Genomic DNA, 18,959 nt, shown 5'->3' on the forward strand with positions numbered 1-18,959 from the left:
GAGCCTGACCGCGCCATCGCAAGGACCCTGTATGAGCCTGTCACTTCTCAGTCGCTATGCCTTCTTCGCCGCCTGTGTGCTGTTCACCCTGGCGAGCCTGCCGTTCACCCACCACGAATGGCTGTGGCCGTTCACCCTGAGCACCGGCATCCTCAGCCTCATCGGTCTGTTCGACCTGTTGCAGCAACGCCACGCAGTACGCCGCAACTACCCGATCCTGGGCAACATCCGCTATCTGGTCGAGGCCATTCGCCCGGAAATTCGCCAGTACCTGCTGGAGGCGGACAGCGACGCCCTGCCGTTCTCCCGCGCCCAGCGCTCGCTGGTTTACGCAAGGGCGAAGAACGAAGCCTCGGACAAACCCTTCGGCACCCTGATCGACGTGTACGAGTCCGGCTTCGAATTCATCGGCCACTCCATGCGCCCGGCGCCATTGGCCGACCCGGCAAGCTTCCGGGTCATCGTCGGCGGGCCGCAATGCAGCCAGCCATACTCAGCGTCGATCTTCAACATATCGGCGATGAGCTTTGGCTCGCTCAGTGCCAACGCCATCCGCGCCCTCAACCAGGGCGCCAAGCTGGGCAACTTCCACCATGACACCGGCGAAGGCAGCATCAGCCCCTATCACCGCGAGCATGGCGGCGACCTGGTCTGGGAACTGGGCAGCGGCTACTTCGGGTGCCGCACGCCAGACGGGCGCTTCGACCCCGAACGCTTTGCCGCCCAGGCACGCAGCCCGCAGGTGCGGATGATCGAAATCAAGATGAGCCAAGGCGCCAAGCCCGGCCATGGCGGCATCCTGCCCAAGCACAAGGTGACCCGGGAAATCGCCGAAACCCGTGGTGTGCTGATGGGCGAAGACTGCATATCGCCGTCGCGCCACAGCGCCTTCTCCACACCCATCGAGATGATGCAGTTCATCGCCCAGTTGCGTGAGCTGTCTGGCGGCAAACCGGTAGGTTTCAAGTTCTGCCTGGGCCACCCGTGGGAGTTCATGGGCATCGCCAAGGCCATGCTGGAAACCGGCATCCTGCCCGACTTCATCGTCATCGACGGCAAGGAAGGCGGCACCGGCGCGGCGCCGGTGGAGTTCACCGACCACATTGGCGTACCGCTGCGCGAAGGGTTGCTGTTCGTGCACAACACCCTGGTTGGCCTGAACCTGCGCGACAAGATCAAGCTGGGCGCCAGCGGCAAGATCGTCAGCGCGTTCGACATTGCCAGCGTGCTAGCCATTGGCGCCGACTGGGCCAACTCGGCGCGCGGCTTCATGTTCGCCATCGGCTGCATTCAGTCGCAGAGCTGCCACACCAACAAGTGCCCGACCGGTGTGGCCACGCAAGACCCTCTGCGCCAGCGTGCGCTGGTGGTGCCGGACAAAGCCCAGCGGGTGTTGAACTTCCACCACAATACCTTGCGTGCCCTGGCCGAAATGCTTGCGGCAGCGGGCCTGGAGCACCCGGCGCAGCTGGAAGCCAAGCACCTGGTACGGCGCATCTCGGCCACCGAGATCAAACTGTTCTCGCAGATGCATGTGTTCTTGAAGCCGGGTGAACTGCTGACTGGCGAGGTGAACGGGCAGTTCTATTCGCGCATGTGGCAATTGGCGCGGGCGGACAGCTTTGAACCGAACAGCGAAGTGGCGGCCTGATAGAACCCTGGGGCTGCTACGCAGCCCATCGCGACACAAGGCCGCTCCTACAGGAGTACGCGATCTCTTGTGGGAGCGGCCTTGTGTCGCGAAAGGGCCGCAAAGCGGCCCCAGCCATTTCAGATCAGGAAGCAGTACTGGTCACACCCTGCGCATCTTTCGGCGCCAGGCGGAATGCGTAGTACAGCACCGTCAGCAGCACCAGGAACGCCGGGCCGATGTACAGCGCCACGCGGGTATCCTCGAAGTACGCCATCAGGCCGACCACCAGCACCAGGAAGGCCAGCGCCAGATACGAGCTCAACGGCCACAGCCACATGCGGTATTTCAGCGCCTTGCGTTCAGTGGAGCTCAGGCCGGCGCGGAACTTCAGTTGCGCCAGCAGGATCATCACCCAGGTCCAGATCGCGCCGAAGGTGGCGATCGAAGTCACCCAGACGAAGACCTTCTCCGGCACCAGGTAGTTGGCCAGCACGCCCAGCAGCAGCGCACCGATCGACAGCAGCAGCGCGTTGCGCGGCACGCCGTTCTTCGACGTACGGGCGAAGGCCGCCGGGGCCTGGCCGTTCTGCGCCAGGCTGTAGAGCATGCGCCCGGTGCTGAAGATGCCGCCGTTGCACGACGACAGCGCTGCAGTGATGACCACGAAGTTGATGATGCCGGCGGCGGTCTTGATGCCCAGGCGCTCGAAGGTCATGACGAACGGGCTGCCCTGGCTGCCGATTTCGTTCCAAGGGTAGATCGACAGGATCACGAACAGCGCACCGACATAGAACAGCAGAATGCGCCAGAACACCGAGCCGATGGCCTGCGGGATGGTCTTTTGCGGGTTGCGTGCTTCACCGGCGGTCAGGCCGATCATTTCCACGCCCAGGTAGGCGAACATGACCATTTGCAGCGACATCAGCACGCCGGTCACGCCATTGGGCATGAAGCCGCCGTTGCTCCAAAGGTTGGAAATACCCACTGCCACGCCGTCATTGCCGAAGCCAAAGGCAATGATGCCGATGCCGCCAAGGACCATGGCGATGATGGTGACGATCTTGATCAGGGCGAACCAGAACTCGAATTCACCAAAGGCCTTGACGGCCACCAGGTTGACCGCCCCCATGCTGCCCAGCGCCGCCAGGGCCCAGATCCAGCGTGGTACGTCAGGGAACCAGATACCCATGTAGATGGCTACCGCGGTGATTTCGGCAACGCAGGTCACCAGCCACAGGAACCAGTAGTTCCAGCCGGTAAGGAAGCCCGCCAGCGGGCCTAGATAGTCCTGGGCATAACGGCTGAACGAGCCAGCGACAGGGTTGTGCACGGCCATTTCGCCAAGGGCGCGCATAATCACCAGGATGGCCAGGCCGCCGATGATGTAGGACAACATGATGGCGGGGCCGGCCATTTCGATGGCCTTGGCCGAACCGAGGAAAAGACCGACACCGATACAGGCGCCCAGCGCCATCAGGCGGATGTGCCGTTCGCCCAGTTCACGCTTGAGCGGGCCGCCTTCAGCGGCCTGGCCGTGGGCAGAGTGGTTGCCGACTGGCATAGCAATACAACCTCATTTTGTTATTGGATTTGACCTTCGTGCAGCACCAGCCAGGCCGATAGGCGTGGCATTGGCTTGCCGAACTGGCCTTGTGGGCCGGCCCGAGTGCCGGAATAGAGCGCCCGGCGAGGCGAAGGGGGCGAGCAGTATAGGAAGACCCTTGCAGGTTTTTTCGCTGTATAAACAGGAATATTCAGCTAGATCTCTGGGGCCGCTTCGCACCCCATTCGCAGCACAAGGCTGCTCCTACAATGGATACGCATTCCCCTGTAGGAGCAGCCTTGTGCTGCGAATGGGGCGCGAAGCGGCCCCAAATCGCCCGGCCACCATAGCAACATCGCCGTATGAAGAAACCCACACCAAAGCCGCATAGCCCTACGCCACTCTTCTCCGTCTCTTACAAATTTTTCACCTGACCCGCTCAACGTCTAAGCTTCAGACAAGCAAGACGAAAATACCTGGCCGGATAGAAGACTATGGGCGCACTGTGGCAATCGGAACCAAGCAGAACGGAAGCACCCGAGATACCTCCGGCCGAGACGCCACAACCCAAGTCCCCCCGTCAGCGTCGGCTATGGTGGCGGCTGATCATCCTCATCCTGCTGGTGGCGCTGGTGGCCATCGGCTTTGCTGCGTATGACGAATTCCGCACCTCCAACCTGCAGTCGCGGGAATTCAGCAAGCTGGCCAGCACCCTCACCTATTCGCTGCAACCAGGCCCCAGCGATGCCATCGTCTACCCCGGCGAAGGGCCGTTCGACAAACGCCTGGGCTACAGCGCCCTGGGCGAATTCCTGCCGCGCCTGCTCAAGCGCGACTACCTGATCAGCGAGCAGGTGAAGTTCTCGCCGGCGTTGATGAACTACGTCGATCATGGGCTGTTCGCCCCCTATATCGAGAAAATCCAGGCTGGCCTGTCGATCACCGACTGCCGCGGCGACATGCTGTACCAGTACAACTACCCGCAACACCTGTACCCGGACTTTGCGGCGATCCCGCCGGTGATCGTCAACAGCCTGCTGTTCATCGAGAACCGCGACCTGCTCGACACCAAGGACCCACGCAACAACCCGGCCGTGGACTGGCCGCGCTTCGCCAAGGCCGCCTACAGCCAGGTGGCCAAGTACCTGGCCCTGCCCGGCCAGTCCGCTGGCGGCAGCACCCTGGCCACGCAGCTGGAAAAGTACCGCCATTCACCGGACGGCCTGACCGTTTCCGGCGCCGAGAAGATCCGCCAGATGATTTCCGCCAGCGTGCGCGCCTACCAGGGCGGCCCTGACACCACCGAGGCGCGCCAGCGTATCGTGCGGGACTACCTCAACAGCGTGCCGCTGTCGGCAGTGCCTGGGCATGGCGAAGTGCATGGCATGGCCGAAGGCCTGCGGGTCTGGTACGGCGCCGACTTCGACCAGGTCAACCAGGCCCTGAGTTCCACCGCCAGCGACCCTGAGAGCATGGCCGCACGCGGCCTGGCCCTGCGCCAGGTGCTGTCACTGATGATTGCCCAGCGCCGGCCGTCGCACTACCTGTCCAAGGGGCGGCTCGAACTGGCCGAACTGACCGACGCGCACATCCGCGTGCTGGCCGCCAACAAGGTCATCGAGCAGCCACTGGCCGACGCGGCACTGGCCAGCAAGGCGGTATACCGCGACTGGGTGGCGCAACCGACCATCGTGCCGATCGTCACCAACAAGGGCATCAGCCTGGCACGCAACCGCCTGGCGGCCATGCTCAACCGCCCGCTGTACGACCTCGACCGGCTCGACGTGTCGGCCACCAGTACCCTGCAGTCCGACCTGCAGCTGCAGGTCAGCCAGTACCTGAAAAACCTTGCCGACCCTGAATTCGCAGCGCAGATCGGCCTGATCGGCGAACGCCTGCTTACCGCCAAGACCACCGACCAGGTGAGCTACAGCTTCACCTTGTTCGAGCGCACTGCCGACGGCTCGCGGGTGCGGGTGCAGACCGACAGCACCGACCAGCCGTTCGACATCAACGAAGGCAGCAAGCTGGAGCTGGGTTCCACCGCCAAGTTGCGGGTGCTCACCACCTACCTGGAGATCATCGCCGAACTGCACGACAAGTACGCCGGCAAGCCAGCCGCCGAGTTGAAGAAAGTCGAAGTCGCCGAACTCGACCGCATCAGCCAGTGGTCGCTGGAATGGCTGGCGCAGAACAGCAAGAACCAGAGCCTGGACGCGATGCTCGATGCGGCGCTGGAACGCAAGTATTCGGCCAACACCGGCGAAGCCTTCTTCACCGGCGGCGGCATGCATGTGTTCAACAACTTCCGCAAGGAAGACAACAGCCGCAACCCGACCCTCAAGGATGCATTGCGCGAGTCGATCAACCTGCCGTTCATCCGCCTGATGCGCGACCTGGTGCGCTACGTGACCTACCAGCAGCCATACAACCGCGTGCCGCTGCTCAAGGACGACTCCGACCCGCGCCGCCAGGAATACCTGGCCCGTTTCGCCGACAAGGAAGGCACCAACTACCTGATGCGCTTCTGGAAGAAATACCAGCGCAAGACCTCGCAGCAGCGCCTGGACACCTTCCTCGACAGCATGCGCGTAACCCCGCAACGGTTGGCGGCCGTGCACCGTTACCTGTTCCCCGAGGCTGGTCAGGAAACCTTCAACGCCTTCGTCCGCGCCCACCTCAAGGGTGACAAGATCGTCCTGGGCAAACTGACCGATGGCCGCCTGTCGGAGATGTACGACGCCTATGGCCCGGGCAAGTACGACCTGCCCGACCAGGGCTATATCGCCAAGGTCCACCCGCTGGACTTGTGGCTGCTGGGTTACCTGCTGAAGAACCCCGGCTCTACCTTGACCGAAATGGTCAATGCCAGCCGCTTCGAGCGCCAGGAGGTATACGGCTGGCTGTTCAAGAGCCGCCATCAGGGCGCCCGTGACAGCCGCATTCGCACCATGGTCGAGATCGAAGCGTTCCTCGACATTCACCAGCGCTGGAAGCGCGTGGGCTATCCATTCGACCACCTGGTGCCCTCGCTGGCCACCGCCATCGGCAGCTCGGGCGACCGCCCCGCCGCCCTCTCCGAACTGGTCGGCATCATCCAGAACGACGGCGTGCGCCTGCCGACCTTGCGGATCGACACCCTGCACTTCGCTGCCAACACGCCTTACGAGACCAAGCTGGTCACTGACCCGGACCGGGGTGTGCGGATTCTGCCGGTCGAAGTGGCGCGCGCCCTCAAAGGCGCCATGTCGCAGGTGGTGGATGCAGGCACCGCGCGGCGTATTTCCGGCAGTTTCAAGCTGCAGGACGGCACGCCATTGGTGATGGGCGGCAAGACCGGTACCGGTGACAACCGCATCGAAAGCTTTGGTGCTGGCGGCCGGCTGATCGGCTCGCGCTCGCTGAACCGTACCGCCACCTTCGTGTTCTTCCTGGGCGACAACCACTTCGGCACCTTGACCGCGTTCGTGCCGGGGCGCTCGGCAGAGGCCTTCAAGTTCACCTCGGCGCTGCCGGTGCAGGTACTCAAGGGCATGGCTCCGATTCTCATGCCATACCTGCAACCGGGCAATCCGAATGAGTGCAAAGCGCCGCAGGTGGCCATGCACACAGCCGCGCCGCAAGGGGATCCATCGAACAACTAGATGATAATCATCTGCAATTAAGGGCTTGTCTTTAGATATATCTTGAGTAATATCTTACGATATATCGCAAACGACGGAGCCCTGCCCCCATGCGCGAACATACCCCCCATGACCCCTTCGAGCGGCGCCCAGGTCGTGGCGAACGCGGCCCGCGCGTCTTCGCTCCCGGCGACCTCAAGCTGCTGATGCTGGCCCTGCTCGCCGAGCAGCCAGGCCACGGCTACGACCTGATCCGCCAGATCGAGAACCTGTTCGACGGTAGCTACAGCCCAAGCCCCGGGGTGATCTACCCCACCCTCAACTTCCTCGAGGAGGCCGAGCTGATCAGCGGCCAGGTGCAGGGCAGCAAACGCCTCTATGCCATCACCGAAGCTGGCCGCACCGCCCTGGCCGAACAGGCCGTCGCACTGGACGGCGTGCGCATGCGCATCGAAGTCAGCAAGCGCGCCCTGCGCGGCCACGACCGCCCACCAGAGATTCATGAAGCGGTCGGCAACCTGCGCCACGCACTGCACATGCACAGCGGTCGCTGGACACCGGAAGAAATCGAGCGGGTCCGCGACCTGCTCAACCACGCCGCCAAGGCCATCGCCTCCTCGCCGGCTGAACCTGCCAGGGAGACACCCCATGAGTGACACCATTCACCGCGTCAACCACGAAATCCGCCAACGCCACCTGCAGGTGCTGCGGGTCACCGAACTGACCCCGCGCATGCGCCGTATCACTCTCGGGGGTGCCGAACTGCAAGGTTTCACCAGCGTGGGCAGCGACGACCATATCAAGCTGCTGTTCGCCGAAACGCCGGAGCAACAGCAAGCCATCGAGGCTCGCAACCTGGGCCGAGAAGGTGGCGCACGGCCTACCATGCGCGAATACACGCCACGGCGCATCGACCTGGTGGCCAATGAGCTGGACATCGACTTCGTGCTGCACGGCGATGGCCCTGCCTCTACCTGGGCAGCCCAGGCGGCACCCGGGCAAACCCTGGACATTGCCGGGCCGCGGGCTTCGATGGTGGTGCCGGACATCTTCGACAGCTACCTGCTGATCGGCGACGAAACCGCCATTCCGGCCATTGGCCGCCGCCTGGAGGAATTGCCAGCGGGCCGCCAGGTACTGGCGGTTATCCAGATCGAAGACGAGCAGGAACGCCAGCCACTGCCGAGCAAGGCACAGGTGGAAGTGATCTGGGTACGTCGTCAACATGAAGACCTGCTGGCGCTGGTGAAGAACCTGACCTTGCCACAAGGCCGGTTGTATGGCTGGGTGGCACTGGAAAAAGCCCTGACCCGCCAGGCCAAGGCACTGTTGCTGGAGAAAGGTTTGCCTGAGGATGCGCTCAAGGCTGTGGCCTACTGGCGTGCCGACGGGACTGCGGACGACGAATGATTGTTTATTGCCTGCACTGGCCCTATCGCCGGCAAGCCAGCCACAGGAATCGCTTAGCCCCTGTGGGAGCGGCCTTGTGTCGCGATAGGGCTGCAAAGCAGCCCCAGCAATTTCAACTATGGCGCATCAATCCTGGGGCCGCGTTGCGGCCCTTTCGCGACACAAGGCCGCTCCTACAGGTACAGCGACAACCTCGAGAGCAACGCTGTACCTGTGGGAGCTGGCTTGCCGGCGATAGGGCCAGTGCAGGTCAAGCCAATCTGTGCAGCCCCCGCCACCTGTCCAGCCCCAGCAACACCAGCCCAATCCCCCAGAACCCCGCCAACACCCCCAGGGCATTGAGCAATACCTGCCCATACCCCAGGCTCGCCACATCGATGAACGGGTAGGCATACACGCCAATCTCGCTCCCCCGCCACAGCGCGTAGGCAAAATACATCGCCGGGTACACCGCCCAGACCAGCAGATGCCATAGCCGCAACCTGCCCTTGGGCACCTCGCACCACCAGTACAAGGCATATAGCACGGGCATCACATCGTGCAGCAACTCGTCCGCCAGCCATTGCCAGCCCTGCGGTTGCCACAAGTGACGCAACAGCACGCTGTAGGCCAATGCCACCAGCACGATGCTGGCGGCCACCGCGGAACTCACCGCAGGCGACAGGAAAAAGCGCTTGGCACGGCCTTCCCGGCCAAACGCCGCATAACTGAGCACCGTTGCCACCAGGGTGTTGGTCAACACGGTGAAATACCCGAACACATTGATCAGGCCACCCACCAGGCTGGCCTGCTCCTGCCAGCGCGCCAGCAGCACCAGATACACCTGCACGGTCAGGCCGAACCAGCCCAGCACGGCCATGCCGGTCAGCCAGGGGCGACGCGGCATGTCAGGCCTGACGCTGCAGCTTCACGTACAGCTGCTCGACCTTTTCCCGTGCCCACGGCGTCTTGCGCAGGAAGGTCAGGCTCGACTTGATGGTCGGGTTGCTTTTGAAGCAGCGCACATCGATGCGCTCGGCCAGGCCCTGCCATTGGTAGTGCGCCACCAGCTCGGTGAGGATCTGTTCGAGGGTCTTGCCGTGCAGCGCGTTGTGTTGGGCCGTGCTCATGCCTGTGCTCCGTAGGAAAGATGCGCACCTTACACGAGTGTAGTGGTGGGTGGGATCAGGTGAGTCAACAGAAAAACCGCTGGCCAGGCGCAAAACCTCTGTGCTGAAATAGAGATGTTATATTGTAACATTACAAAAGCATCTGCCAAGGAACGCCCCATCCCCATGCTGCACACACCGCTTCGCCTCTCTCCCCTCGCCGTCGCGCTATGGCTAGCCGCCCCACCCAGCCAAGCGGTGGAGCTCGAACCCCAGGTCATCACCGCCAACCCTTTGGGTAACAGCCAGCTGGCCGCCCCCAGCACCGTGCTCGAAGGCGACAACCTGCTGCAACAGCAGCACGGCAGCCTCGGTGAAACCCTGAACAAGCAGCCCGGAGTCGCCTCCACCTGGTTCGGCCCTGGCGCCAGTCGCCCGGTAATTCGTGGCCTGGATGGCGACCGCATTCGCATCCTGCGCAATGGCGTCGGCGCCCTCGACGCTTCATCACTGTCCTACGACCACGCCGTGCCGCTGGACCCGGTGACCGTCGACCGTGTCGAGATCGTCCGTGGCCCGGCCGCCCTGCTCTACGGCGGCAACGCCATCGGCGGCGTGGTCAATACCTTCGACAACCGCATCCCGGATGCCCCCATCGAGGGCATCCACGGTGCCGGTGAACTGCGCTACGGCGGCGCCGATACCACCCACAGCAGCGCTGGCAAGCTGGAAGCCGGCAACGGTGCCTTCGCCCTGCACCTGGATGCCAACAGCCGCCAGTTCAACGACCTGCGCATCCCCGGTTACGCGCGCAGTTCCAAGGTGCGCGATGCCGACGAACCCGGCAGCAAGCACCGCCTGGAAAACAGCGATGGCCGCCAGGACGGTGGCGCCCTGGGTGGCGCCTACCATTGGGACCACGGTTACGCCGGCCTGTCGTACAGCCGCTACGACAGTAACTATGGCTCGGTGGCCGAGCCAGGTGTGCGCCTGGACATGAAGCAGGACCATTACGCCTTCGCCTCCGAGCTGCGCGACCTGGACGGCCCGTTCACTTCGATCAAGGTCGATGCCGGCTACACCGACTACGAGCATCGTGAAATCGAAGAAGGCGAGGTCCACACCACCTTCAGGAACAAGGGTTATGAAGCACGTATCGAAGCTCGCCACCAACCGCTCGGGCCGGTAGAAGGCGTGATCGGTGCCCAGGTCAGCCGCAACGAATTCTCCGCGTTGGGCGAGGAAGCCTTCGTCCCGCACACCGACACCGACAGCCTGGCGCTGTTCATGCTGGAGCAGTGGCAAGCCACCGAGCGCCTCAACCTGAGCCTGGGTGCACGCATGGAGCACACCCGGGTCGATCCGGATGCCAAAGGCAACGAGAACTTCGCCGACGCCGACAGCGCCAGCAGTTTCAACGCCTTCAGTCTGTCTTCCGGGGCGGTGTACCAGCTCGACCCGGTATGGGCGCTGGCCGCCAACCTCGGCTACACCGAGCGCGCCCCGACCTTCTACGAGCTGTATGCCAATGGTGCCCACGTGGCCACCGGAGCCTTTGAAGTCGGCGATGCCAGCCTGAACAAGGAAAAAGCCGTTTCCGCCGACCTGGCCCTGCGTTTCGACAACGGCACCCACAAGGGCAGTTTCGGGGTGTTCTACAGCCACTTCCGCAACTACATCGGCCTGATCAGCACCGGCAACATCCGCGAGGGGCATGACCACGATCATGATGAGGATGACCACGACCATGATCACGATCATGACCACGGCGGTTTCCCGGAGTACCAGTATCAGGGCGTGCGGGCGCGATTCTATGGCATCGAGGCCCAGGATCGCTGGCAGCTGGCCGAGAACCGTTACGGCAGCTTCGCGTTGGAAGTGTCTGGTGACTACACCCGGGCCAAGAACCTGGACAGTGGCGAGCCGCTGCCCCGCATCGCCCCGCTGCGCCTGAACAGCGGCCTGGTCTGGGAGCTGGACCGCTGGCAGGCGCGGGTCGACGTGCAACACGCTGCGTCTCAGCATCGCAAACCGGCCAACGAAACCAGCACTGATGGCTATACCACGCTAGGGGCCAGCGTTGGTTACCGCTTCGAAGTCGGCCAGAGCCAGTGGCTGGCGTTTGTGCGCGGCGAGAACCTGACTGACCAGACCGTGCGCTATGCCAGTTCGATCCTGCGCGACATCGCCCCGGCGCCGGGGCGTAGTGTGGAAGTGGGTCTGCGTACCACCTTCTGATTGCAAATCAGTATCTGTGGGAGCGGGCATGCCCGCGAAGAAACCGACGCGGTGGATGGCACCGGCTCCGCCGGTGTTCGCGGGCGCGCCCGCTCCCACAAAGAGCTCGCAAGCTCTGGACTGTTGCCATATCAGCAACAATCCACTGCGACAATTTGTCTTTTTTTCTTACAACTTCCCCTATATCCTCCCCGCCGCAAGCTGAATCGCTTCATCGAAACCATCTTGTCGCCATTTCCATTGAAGGGCCCGCCCTTCGATGCGCTTGCCGTTTATTCAACAATCAGAAGATAGCGCTATCTCATGCTCCAACTGCCCAAAACCTGTTACATCGGCCTAGCCCTCAGCGCCCTGGCGGCTCCCAGCAGCGCCAGCGAGATATTCGCCAGCGACTCGCCATGGATGCTCGGCGACTGGGGTGGCACCCGCAGCGAACTGCTGGAAAAAGGCTACGACTTTACCCTCGGCTACACCGGCGAGATGGGCAGCAACCTGCATGGTGGCTACGACCACGACCGCACCGCGCGCTACAGCGACCAGTTCACCTTCGGCAGCCACCTGGACCTGGAGAAGGTCCTCGGCTGGAACGACACCGAATTCCAGCTGACCATTACCGAGCGCCACGGCGACAACATCAGCAACGACCGTATCAACGACCCGCGTGTCGGCGGCTTCACCTCGGCCCAGGAGGTCTGGGGCCGTGGCGAAACCTGGCGGCTGACGCAGATGTGGATCAAGCAGAAGTACTTCGATGGCGCACTGGATGTGAAATTCGGCCGTTTCGGCGAAGGCGAAGACTTCAACAGCTTCCCCTGCGACTTCCAGAACCTGGCCTTCTGCGGCTCGCAGGTAGGCAACTGGGTAGGTGGCATCTGGTACAACTGGCCGGTCAGCCAGTGGGCCCTGCGCGTCCGCTACAACCTCAGCGATGCGCTCTACGCCCAGGTCGGCGTGTACGAGCAGAACCCCTCCAACCTGGAGTCGGGCAACGGCTTCAAGCTCAGCGGCAGCGGCACCCACGGCGCGGTAATGCCGATCGAACTGGTATGGAGCCCACAGGTCAATGGCCTGAAAGGGGAATATCGCGCCGGCTACTACTACAGTAATGCCAAGGCACAGGATGTTCTCAAGGACAGCAATGGCCAGCCGGCAGCCCTCAGCGGCGCCGCCTACCGCAGCAGTTCGAGCAAGCACGGCTTGTGGCTCGGCGCCCAGCAGCAGGTGACTTCGCTGGCGTCCGACCAGTCGCGTGGCCTGAGCCTGTTCGCCAACGCCACGGTGCACGACAAGAAGACCAATGCCATCGACAACTATGTTCAGGCAGGACTGGTATACAAAGGGCCATTCGACGCCCGCGCCAAGGACGACATCGGTTTCGCCCTCGCCCGCGTGCACGTCAACCCTGCCTATCGCAAGAACGCGCGTCTGGTCAACCAGGCCGCCGGCATCGACGACTATGACAACCCCGGTTTCCTGCCGGTACAGGACACCGAGTACAGCGCCGAGCTGTATTACGGCATCCACTTGGCCGACTGGCTCACGGTACGCCCCAACCTGCAGTACATCCGCCACCCGGGCGGGGTGTCGCAAGTCGATGGCGCCCTGATCGGCGGCCTGAAGATCCAGAGCAGTTTCTAACCCCTTTCTTGACCTGACGGAGAACCTACGATGAGCACTGAAGGTGCCAACAATGGAAGCCGCTGGCTACCGCGCCTGATCGGCGCGCTGCTGTTGCTGATGGGCCTGGCCCTGCTGGCTGGCGGCATCAAGCTGAGCCAGCTGGGCGGATCGCTGTACTACCTGATCGCCGGAATCGGCTTTGCCCTGTCTGGTATCCTGCTGCTGGCCCAACGCCGCATCGCCCTGGGCCTGTACGGCCTGGTACTGCTGGGCAGCACCGCATGGGCCCTGTTCGAAGTGGGCCTGGACTGGTGGCAACTGGTCCCACGCCTGGCCATCTGGTTTGCCATCGGCGTGGTCCTGCTGCTGCCTTGGGCGCGTCGTCCGCTGGTCGGCCCGGCCAGCAAGGCCAACACTGCGCTGCTCGGCGTTGCAGTGGTAGCATCTGGCGCTTGTGCCCTGGGCAGCCAGTTCACCCACCCCGGTGAAGTGTTTGGCGAACTGGGCCGCGACAGCAGCGAAATGGCCAGCGCCGCCCCGGCCATGCCCGACGGTGAATGGCAGGCCTACGGCCGCACCGAGCACGGCGACCGCTATTCGCCACTGCGCCAGATCACCCCGCAGAACGCTTACCGCCTGGAAGAGGCCTGGCGCATCCGCACCGGTGACCTGCCGACCGAAAACGACCCTGTGGAGCTGACCAACCAGAACACCCCACTGAAGGTCAACGGCATGCTCTATGCCTGCACCGCGCATAGCCGCTTGCTGGCCCTGGACCCGGACACCGGCGCGGAAATCTGGCGCTTTGATCCACAGGTCAAGAGCCCCGTCGGTACCTTCAAAGGCTTTGCCCACATGACCTGCCGTGGCGTTTCGTACTATGACGAAAACCGTTACGTCAGCCGCGACGGCAGCCCGGCACCGAAAATTACCGACGCCGGCCAAGCCGTGGCCCAGGCCTGCCCTCGCCGCCTCTACCTGCCGACTGCGGACGCCCGCCTGATCGCCATCAATGCCGACAACGGCAAGGTCTGCGAAGGCTTCGCCAATCAGGGCGTGATCGACCTCACCACCGGCATCGGCCCGTTCACCGCTGGCGGCTACTACTCCACCTCGCCAGCCGCAATCACCCGTGACCTGGTGATCATCGGTGGCCACGTCACCGACAACGAGTCGACCAACGAGCCATCCGGCGTGATCCGCGCCTACGATGTACACGATGGTCACCTGGTGTGGAACTGGGACAGCAACAACCCGGACGACACCCAGCCACTGGCCCCCGGCAAGATGTACAGCCGCAACTCGGCCAACATGTGGTCGATCGCCAGCGTCGATGAAGACCTCGGCATGATCTACCTGCCACTGGGCAACCAGACCCCGGACCAGTGGGGCGCCGACCGCACCCCGGGCGCCGAGAAGTACAGCGCCGGCGTGGTCGCACTCGACCTGGCCACCGGCAAGGCTCGCTGGAACTACCAGTTCACCCACCACGACCTGTGGGACATGGACGTCGGCAGCCAGCCGACCCTGGTCCACCTGAAGACCGACGATGGCGTGAAGCCGGCGATCATCGTGCCGACCAAGCAAGGCAGCCTGTACGTGCTCGACCGCCGCGACGGTACGCCGATCGTGCCGATCCGCGAGATCCCCACCCCTCAAGGTGCGGTGAAGGGCGACCACACCTCGCCGACCCAGGCCCGCTCCGATCTCAACCTGCTCGGCCCTGAGCTGACCGAACAGGCCATGTGGGGCGCCACGCCGTTCGACCAGATGCTGTGCCGCATCCAGTTCCGCGAACTGCGTTACGAAGGCCAATACACTCCACCGTCCGAGCAAGGCTCGCTGGTCTACCCGGGCAACGTCGGTGTGTTCAACTGGGGTAGCGTGTCGGTCGACCCGGTGCGCCAACTGCTGTTCACCTCGCCCAACTACATGGCCTTCGTGTCGAAGATGATCCCGCGTGAGCAGGTGGCCGAGGGCAGCAAGCGCGAAAGCGAGACCAGCGGCGTGCAGCCGAACACCGGCGCACCGTACGCAGTGACCATGCACCCGTTCATGTCGCCCCTGGGCGTACCGTGCCAGGCCCCGGCCTGGGGCTATGTCGCCGCCATCGACCTGTTCACCAACAAGGTGGTTTGGAAGCACAAGAACGGCACCACCCGCGACAGCACCCCGGTGCCGATCGGCCTGCCGGTTGGCGTGCCGAGCATGGGCGGCTCGATCGTCACCGCTGGTGGCGTCGGTTTCCTCAGCGGCACCCTGGACCAGTACCTGCGCGCCTATGACGTGAACAACGGCAAGGAACTGTGGAAAGCCCGCCTGCCCGCGGGTGGCCAGGCCACGCCCATGACCTACACCGGCAAGGATGGCAAGCAGTACGTGCTGGTAACTGCCGGCGGGCATGGCTCGCTGGGCACCAGGATGGGCGACTACATCATCGCCTACAAACTGGCTGAGTAAAGTTGCCGAGCCCCGCCAGCGGGGCTCACTCGTTGTAGTGGCCTCATCGCCGGCAAGCCAGCTCCCACAGGTACTCCATTAGCCTTGAAAGCAGTGGGCCACCTGTGGGAGCTGGCTTGCCGGCGATAGGGCCAGAACAGGCCACCAACGATCCCCTCCCTCCTGCCATCATCTACCATTGAAACCCATCCCCCCGCGCCCCATCTAAGCACCATAGTCATTCACGCAGGTGCCCCATGAGCGACCAGCAGGATTTCCCGGAACATCCCGACGAACACAGCGAAGTCGAACACACCACACCCCAGGCCGAAACCGGCCACGCCCTCGCCCTGACCGGCCAGCAGCTGCCGGACAAGGTCTACGTGATCCCGATCCACAACCGTCCGTTCTTCCCGGCCCAGGTGCTGCCGGTCATCGTCAATGAAGACCCTTGGGCAGAAACCCTGGACCTGGTAGCCAAGTCGCCAGACCACAGCCTGGCCCTGTTCTTCATGGATACCCCGCCAGAAGACCACCGCCACTTCGATACCTCGGCGCTGCCGCAGTACGGCACGCTGGTAAAGGTGCACCACGCCAGCCGCGAAAACGGCAAGCTGCAGTTCGTCGCCCAGGGCCTGACCCGGGTACGCATCCGTACCTGGCTCAAGCACCACCGCCCGCCGTATCTTGTAGAGGTCGAATACCCGCGCCAGCCCGCCGAGCCGACCGACGAGGTCAAGGCCTATGGCATGGCGCTGATCAACGCGATCAAGGAACTGCTGCCACTCAACCCGCTGTACAGCGAAGAGCTGAAGAACTACCTCAACCGCTTCAGCCCCAACGACCCCTCGCCGCTCACCGACTTCGCCGCAGCCCTCACCTCGGCCACCGGCAACCAGTTGCAGGAAGTGCTCGACTGCGTCCCCATGCTCAAACGCATGGAAAAGGTCCTGCCGATGCTGCGCAAAGAGGTCGAGGTCGCGCGCCTGCAGAACGAGATCTCGGCCGAAGTCAACCGGCAGATCGGCGAGCACCAGCGCGAGTTCTTCCTCAAGGAACAGCTCAAGGTCATCCAGCAAGAGCTGGGCCTGACCAAGGACGACCGCAGCGCCGACCTGGAGCAGTTCGAGCAGCGCCTCGAGGGCAAGACCTTGCCGGACCAGGCGCGCAAGCGCATCGACGAAGAGATGGGCAAGCTGGCCATCCTCGAAACCGGCTCGCCCGAATACGCCGTCACCCGCAACTACCTGGACTGGGCAACCGCCCTGCCCTGGGGTGTGTATGGCAAAGACAAGCTCGACCTCAACCACGCGCGCAAAGTCCTCGACCAGCACCACGCCGGCCTCGATGACATCAAGGAGCGCATTCTCGAGTTCCTTGCCGTGGGCGCCTGGAAAGGCGAGATCAGCGGCTCGATCGTGCTGCTGGTGGGCCCGCCTGGGGTAGGCAAGACCAGCATCGGCAAATCCATCGCCGAATCGCTCGGCCGGCCGTTCTACCGCTTCAGTGTCGGCGGCATGCGTGACGAGGCCGAGATCAAGGGCCATCGCCGCACCTACATCGGCGCCCAGCCCGGCAAGCTGGTACAGGCCCTGAAGGACGTCGAAGTGATGAACCCGGTGATCATGCTCGACGAGATCGACAAGATGGGCCAGAGCTATCAGGGCGACCCGGCTTCAGCGCTGCTGGAAACCCTGGACCCAGAGCAGAACGTCGACTTCCTCGACCACTACCTCGACCTGCGCCTGGACCTGTCCAAGGTGCTGTTCGTGTGCACCGCCAACACCCTGGACTCGATCCCCGGGCCATTGCTCGACCGTATGGAAGTGATCCGCCTGTCCGGCTATATCACCGAAGAGAAACTGGCTATCGCCAAGCGCCACCTGTGGCCCAAGCAGCTGGAAAAGGCTGGCGTGGCCAAGACCAGCCTCGGCATCAGCGACAGCGCCCTGCGTGCGGTGATCGAAGGCTATGCCCGCGAAGCCGGGGTACGCCAATTGGAGAAACAACTGGGCAAGCTGGTGCGCAAGGCCGTGGTCAAGCTGCTGGACAACCCCGAAGCCAAGCTGAAGATCGGCACCAAGGACCTGGAAGCTGCGCTCGGCATGCCCGTGTTCCGCAGCGAGCAGGTGCTGGCCGGCAAAGGCGTGATCACTGGCCTGGCCTGGACCAGCATGGGCGGCGCCACGCTGCCGATCGAAGCCACCCGCATCCACAGCCTCAACCGCGGCTTCAAGCTGACCGGCAAGCTGGGTGAGGTGATGAAAGAGTCGGCCGAAATCGCCTATAGCTACGTCAGCTCCAACCTCAAGCAGTTTGGTGGTGACCCAGGTTTCTTCAACGAAGCGTTCATTCACCTGCACGTGCCCGAAGGCGCCACGCCCAAGGACGGCCCGAGTGCCGGTATCACCATGGCCAGCGCCCTGCTGTCGCTGGCCCGTGACCAGGCGCCGAAGAAAGGGGTGGCCATGACTGGCGAGCTGACCCTGACCGGGCAGGTCCTGCCGATTGGCGGTGTGCGCGAGAAGGTGATTGCAGCACGGCGGCAGAAGATCTTCGAGCTGATCTTGCCGGAGCCTAACCGCGGGGACTATGAAGAACTGCCGGACTACCTGCGCGAAGGCCTGACCGTGCATTTCGCCAAGCGCTTCGCCGACGTGGCCAAAGTCCTGTTCTGAGCTGCTCCGGCCCCTTCGCGGGCTTGCCCGCTCCTACAGGGAAATCACAGTTTTCAATTACTGTGCAATACCTGTGGGAGCGGGCAAGCCCGCGAAGAGGCCGGCACAGGCAACACAAATCTCCTCGATCATCGGTTATCCTCAGGCCATCGCCAGCCTCCGGAGCCAACATGACCGCCCCTCGTCTGCTCGTTCCCCTGAGCTTCGCCCTGATTTCCGCCTGCGCTCAACAGCCTACGCAACCCGTCGAACTGGACGCCGAAAGCGAATGCCCGACACGCCTGCAGGTTGGCCAGGTGCTGACACTGACCCTGCCCAGCAACCCATCCACCGGCTATCGCTGGCGCGTCGAAAACCCCGCCGCCAATGTACTGCGTAGCCTTGGCCCGGAGGTGTACAGCGCTCCCGAGGAGGAAGACCTGGTCGGCAATGCCGGTGTCTCCACCTGGCGCTACCAGGCCAGCGGTACCGGCGATGGCCAGTTGGTGCTTGTGTACCAGCAGCCGTGGGCCGCAGATATTGCGCCCGTACAAACCTTCGACTGCAAGATCATCGTCCGCTAAAGGCCGCAGCTCCGTCCCCGGGCAACCTGAACGGCCACTTGTTAGGGGCAGAGGCCCCTCGGCGCCCCGCCCCTTGAGCGCCGCCATGGCAAGAATCGCGGCCTTTGGCTAAAATGCGTCTCCG

At 63.5% G+C, this 18,959-nt stretch carries 12 protein-coding genes; 9 read left to right on the top strand and 3 right to left on the bottom strand.

The features are described from left to right. Positions 1 to 31: 31 nt before the first annotated feature. Positions 32 to 1,651, top strand: coding sequence for an FMN-binding glutamate synthase family protein (locus AC2T3R_RS20735; RefSeq protein ID WP_039613721.1), 1,620 nt, complete (start codon positions 32 to 34; stop codon positions 1,649 to 1,651). A gap of 124 nt (positions 1,652 to 1,775) precedes the next feature. Here AC2T3R_RS20735 and AC2T3R_RS20740 read toward each other — a convergent pair whose 3' ends face one another. Further along, entirely contained in the window at positions 1,776 to 3,194 is a 1,419-nt protein-coding gene (locus AC2T3R_RS20740; protein ID WP_486744203.1) for an amino acid permease, read from the bottom strand. Positions 3,195 to 3,670: 476 nt separating this feature from the next. On the opposite strand from AC2T3R_RS20740, the gene AC2T3R_RS20745 reads away from it, so the two are divergent. The 3 genes from AC2T3R_RS20745 to AC2T3R_RS20755 all read left to right on the top strand — a co-directional run bounded on the left by AC2T3R_RS20745 (position 3,671) and on the right by AC2T3R_RS20755 (position 8,209). After that, positions 3,671 to 6,820 carry a transglycosylase domain-containing protein gene (locus AC2T3R_RS20745; RefSeq protein ID WP_238066863.1) on the top strand — a complete coding sequence of 1,050 codons (3,150 nt, stop codon included), beginning with the start codon at positions 3,671 to 3,673 and terminating at the stop codon, positions 6,818 to 6,820. An 89-nt stretch (positions 6,821 to 6,909) separates the two neighbouring features. Continuing rightward, a complete protein-coding gene (locus AC2T3R_RS20750) occupies positions 6,910 to 7,455 on the top strand; it encodes a PadR family transcriptional regulator (protein ID WP_015271583.1) in 546 nt (181 codons plus the stop codon). After that, a complete protein-coding gene (locus AC2T3R_RS20755) occupies positions 7,448 to 8,209 on the top strand; it encodes a siderophore-interacting protein (RefSeq protein WP_085590254.1) in 762 nt (253 codons plus the stop codon). Before AC2T3R_RS20750 ends, AC2T3R_RS20755 begins: the two co-directional genes overlap by 8 nt. A 250-nt stretch (positions 8,210 to 8,459) precedes the next feature. Here AC2T3R_RS20755 and AC2T3R_RS20760 read toward each other — a convergent pair whose 3' ends face one another. Both AC2T3R_RS20760 and AC2T3R_RS20765 read right to left on the bottom strand, forming a co-directional pair. Next, positions 8,460 to 9,095 carry a Pr6Pr family membrane protein gene (locus AC2T3R_RS20760; RefSeq protein WP_085665435.1) on the bottom strand — a complete coding sequence of 212 codons (636 nt, stop codon included), beginning with the start codon at positions 9,093 to 9,095 and terminating at the stop codon, positions 8,460 to 8,462. 1 nt (position 9,096) lies between these two features. Further along, positions 9,097 to 9,318 (bottom strand): VF530 family protein, encoded by a 222-nt coding sequence (locus AC2T3R_RS20765; RefSeq protein WP_003252112.1) that lies wholly within the window; start codon positions 9,316 to 9,318, stop codon positions 9,097 to 9,099. Between the two features lie 165 nt (positions 9,319 to 9,483). On the opposite strand from AC2T3R_RS20765, the gene AC2T3R_RS20770 reads away from it, so the two are divergent. The 5 genes from AC2T3R_RS20770 to AC2T3R_RS20790 all read left to right on the top strand — a co-directional run bounded on the left by AC2T3R_RS20770 (position 9,484) and on the right by AC2T3R_RS20790 (position 18,835). Continuing rightward, on the top strand, positions 9,484 to 11,535 hold the full coding sequence (locus AC2T3R_RS20770) for a TonB-dependent receptor (protein WP_486744204.1): 2,052 nt from the start codon (positions 9,484 to 9,486) through the stop codon (positions 11,533 to 11,535). Positions 11,536 to 11,838: 303 nt separating this feature from the next. Further along, entirely contained in the window at positions 11,839 to 13,173 is a 1,335-nt protein-coding gene (locus AC2T3R_RS20775) for a carbohydrate porin (protein WP_486744205.1), read from the top strand. Between the two features lie 30 nt (positions 13,174 to 13,203). Further along, entirely contained in the window at positions 13,204 to 15,615 is a 2,412-nt protein-coding gene (locus AC2T3R_RS20780; RefSeq protein ID WP_013973985.1) for a glucose/quinate/shikimate family membrane-bound PQQ-dependent dehydrogenase, read from the top strand. 236 nt (positions 15,616 to 15,851) lie between these two features. Further along, positions 15,852 to 18,272 (top strand): endopeptidase La, encoded by a 2,421-nt coding sequence (gene lon / locus AC2T3R_RS20785; protein WP_410951779.1) that lies wholly within the window; start codon positions 15,852 to 15,854, stop codon positions 18,270 to 18,272. Positions 18,273 to 18,442: 170 nt separating this feature from the next. Beyond that, the gene (locus tag AC2T3R_RS20790) at positions 18,443 to 18,835 is read left to right on the top strand and encodes a protease inhibitor I42 family protein (protein ID WP_013973987.1); all 393 of its coding nucleotides are present in this window, start codon (positions 18,443 to 18,445) and stop codon (positions 18,833 to 18,835) included. The last annotated feature ends 124 nt before the right edge of the window (positions 18,836 to 18,959 follow it).

The sequence above is a fragment of the Pseudomonas sp. PVC-5-1 genome (assembly GCF_057444345.1).

Coding starts and splice junctions, on each gene's coding strand:
- AC2T3R_RS20735 (WP_039613721.1), top strand. CDS start 32: ATGAGCCTGTCACTTCTCAGTCGCTATGCCTTCTTCGCCGCCTGTGTG.
- AC2T3R_RS20740 (WP_486744203.1), bottom strand. CDS start 3,194: ATGCCAGTCGGCAACCACTCTGCCCACGGCCAGGCCGCTGAAGGCGGC.
- AC2T3R_RS20745 (WP_238066863.1), top strand. CDS start 3,671: ATGGGCGCACTGTGGCAATCGGAACCAAGCAGAACGGAAGCACCCGAG.
- AC2T3R_RS20750 (WP_015271583.1), top strand. CDS start 6,910: ATGCGCGAACATACCCCCCATGACCCCTTCGAGCGGCGCCCAGGTCGT.
- AC2T3R_RS20755 (WP_085590254.1), top strand. CDS start 7,448: ATGAGTGACACCATTCACCGCGTCAACCACGAAATCCGCCAACGCCAC.
- AC2T3R_RS20760 (WP_085665435.1), bottom strand. CDS start 9,095: ATGCCGCGTCGCCCCTGGCTGACCGGCATGGCCGTGCTGGGCTGGTTC.
- AC2T3R_RS20765 (WP_003252112.1), bottom strand. CDS start 9,318: ATGAGCACGGCCCAACACAACGCGCTGCACGGCAAGACCCTCGAACAG.
- AC2T3R_RS20770 (WP_486744204.1), top strand. CDS start 9,484: ATGCTGCACACACCGCTTCGCCTCTCTCCCCTCGCCGTCGCGCTATGG.
- AC2T3R_RS20775 (WP_486744205.1), top strand. CDS start 11,839: ATGCTCCAACTGCCCAAAACCTGTTACATCGGCCTAGCCCTCAGCGCC.
- AC2T3R_RS20780 (WP_013973985.1), top strand. CDS start 13,204: ATGAGCACTGAAGGTGCCAACAATGGAAGCCGCTGGCTACCGCGCCTG.
- lon (WP_410951779.1), top strand. CDS start 15,852: ATGAGCGACCAGCAGGATTTCCCGGAACATCCCGACGAACACAGCGAA.
- AC2T3R_RS20790 (WP_013973987.1), top strand. CDS start 18,443: ATGACCGCCCCTCGTCTGCTCGTTCCCCTGAGCTTCGCCCTGATTTCC.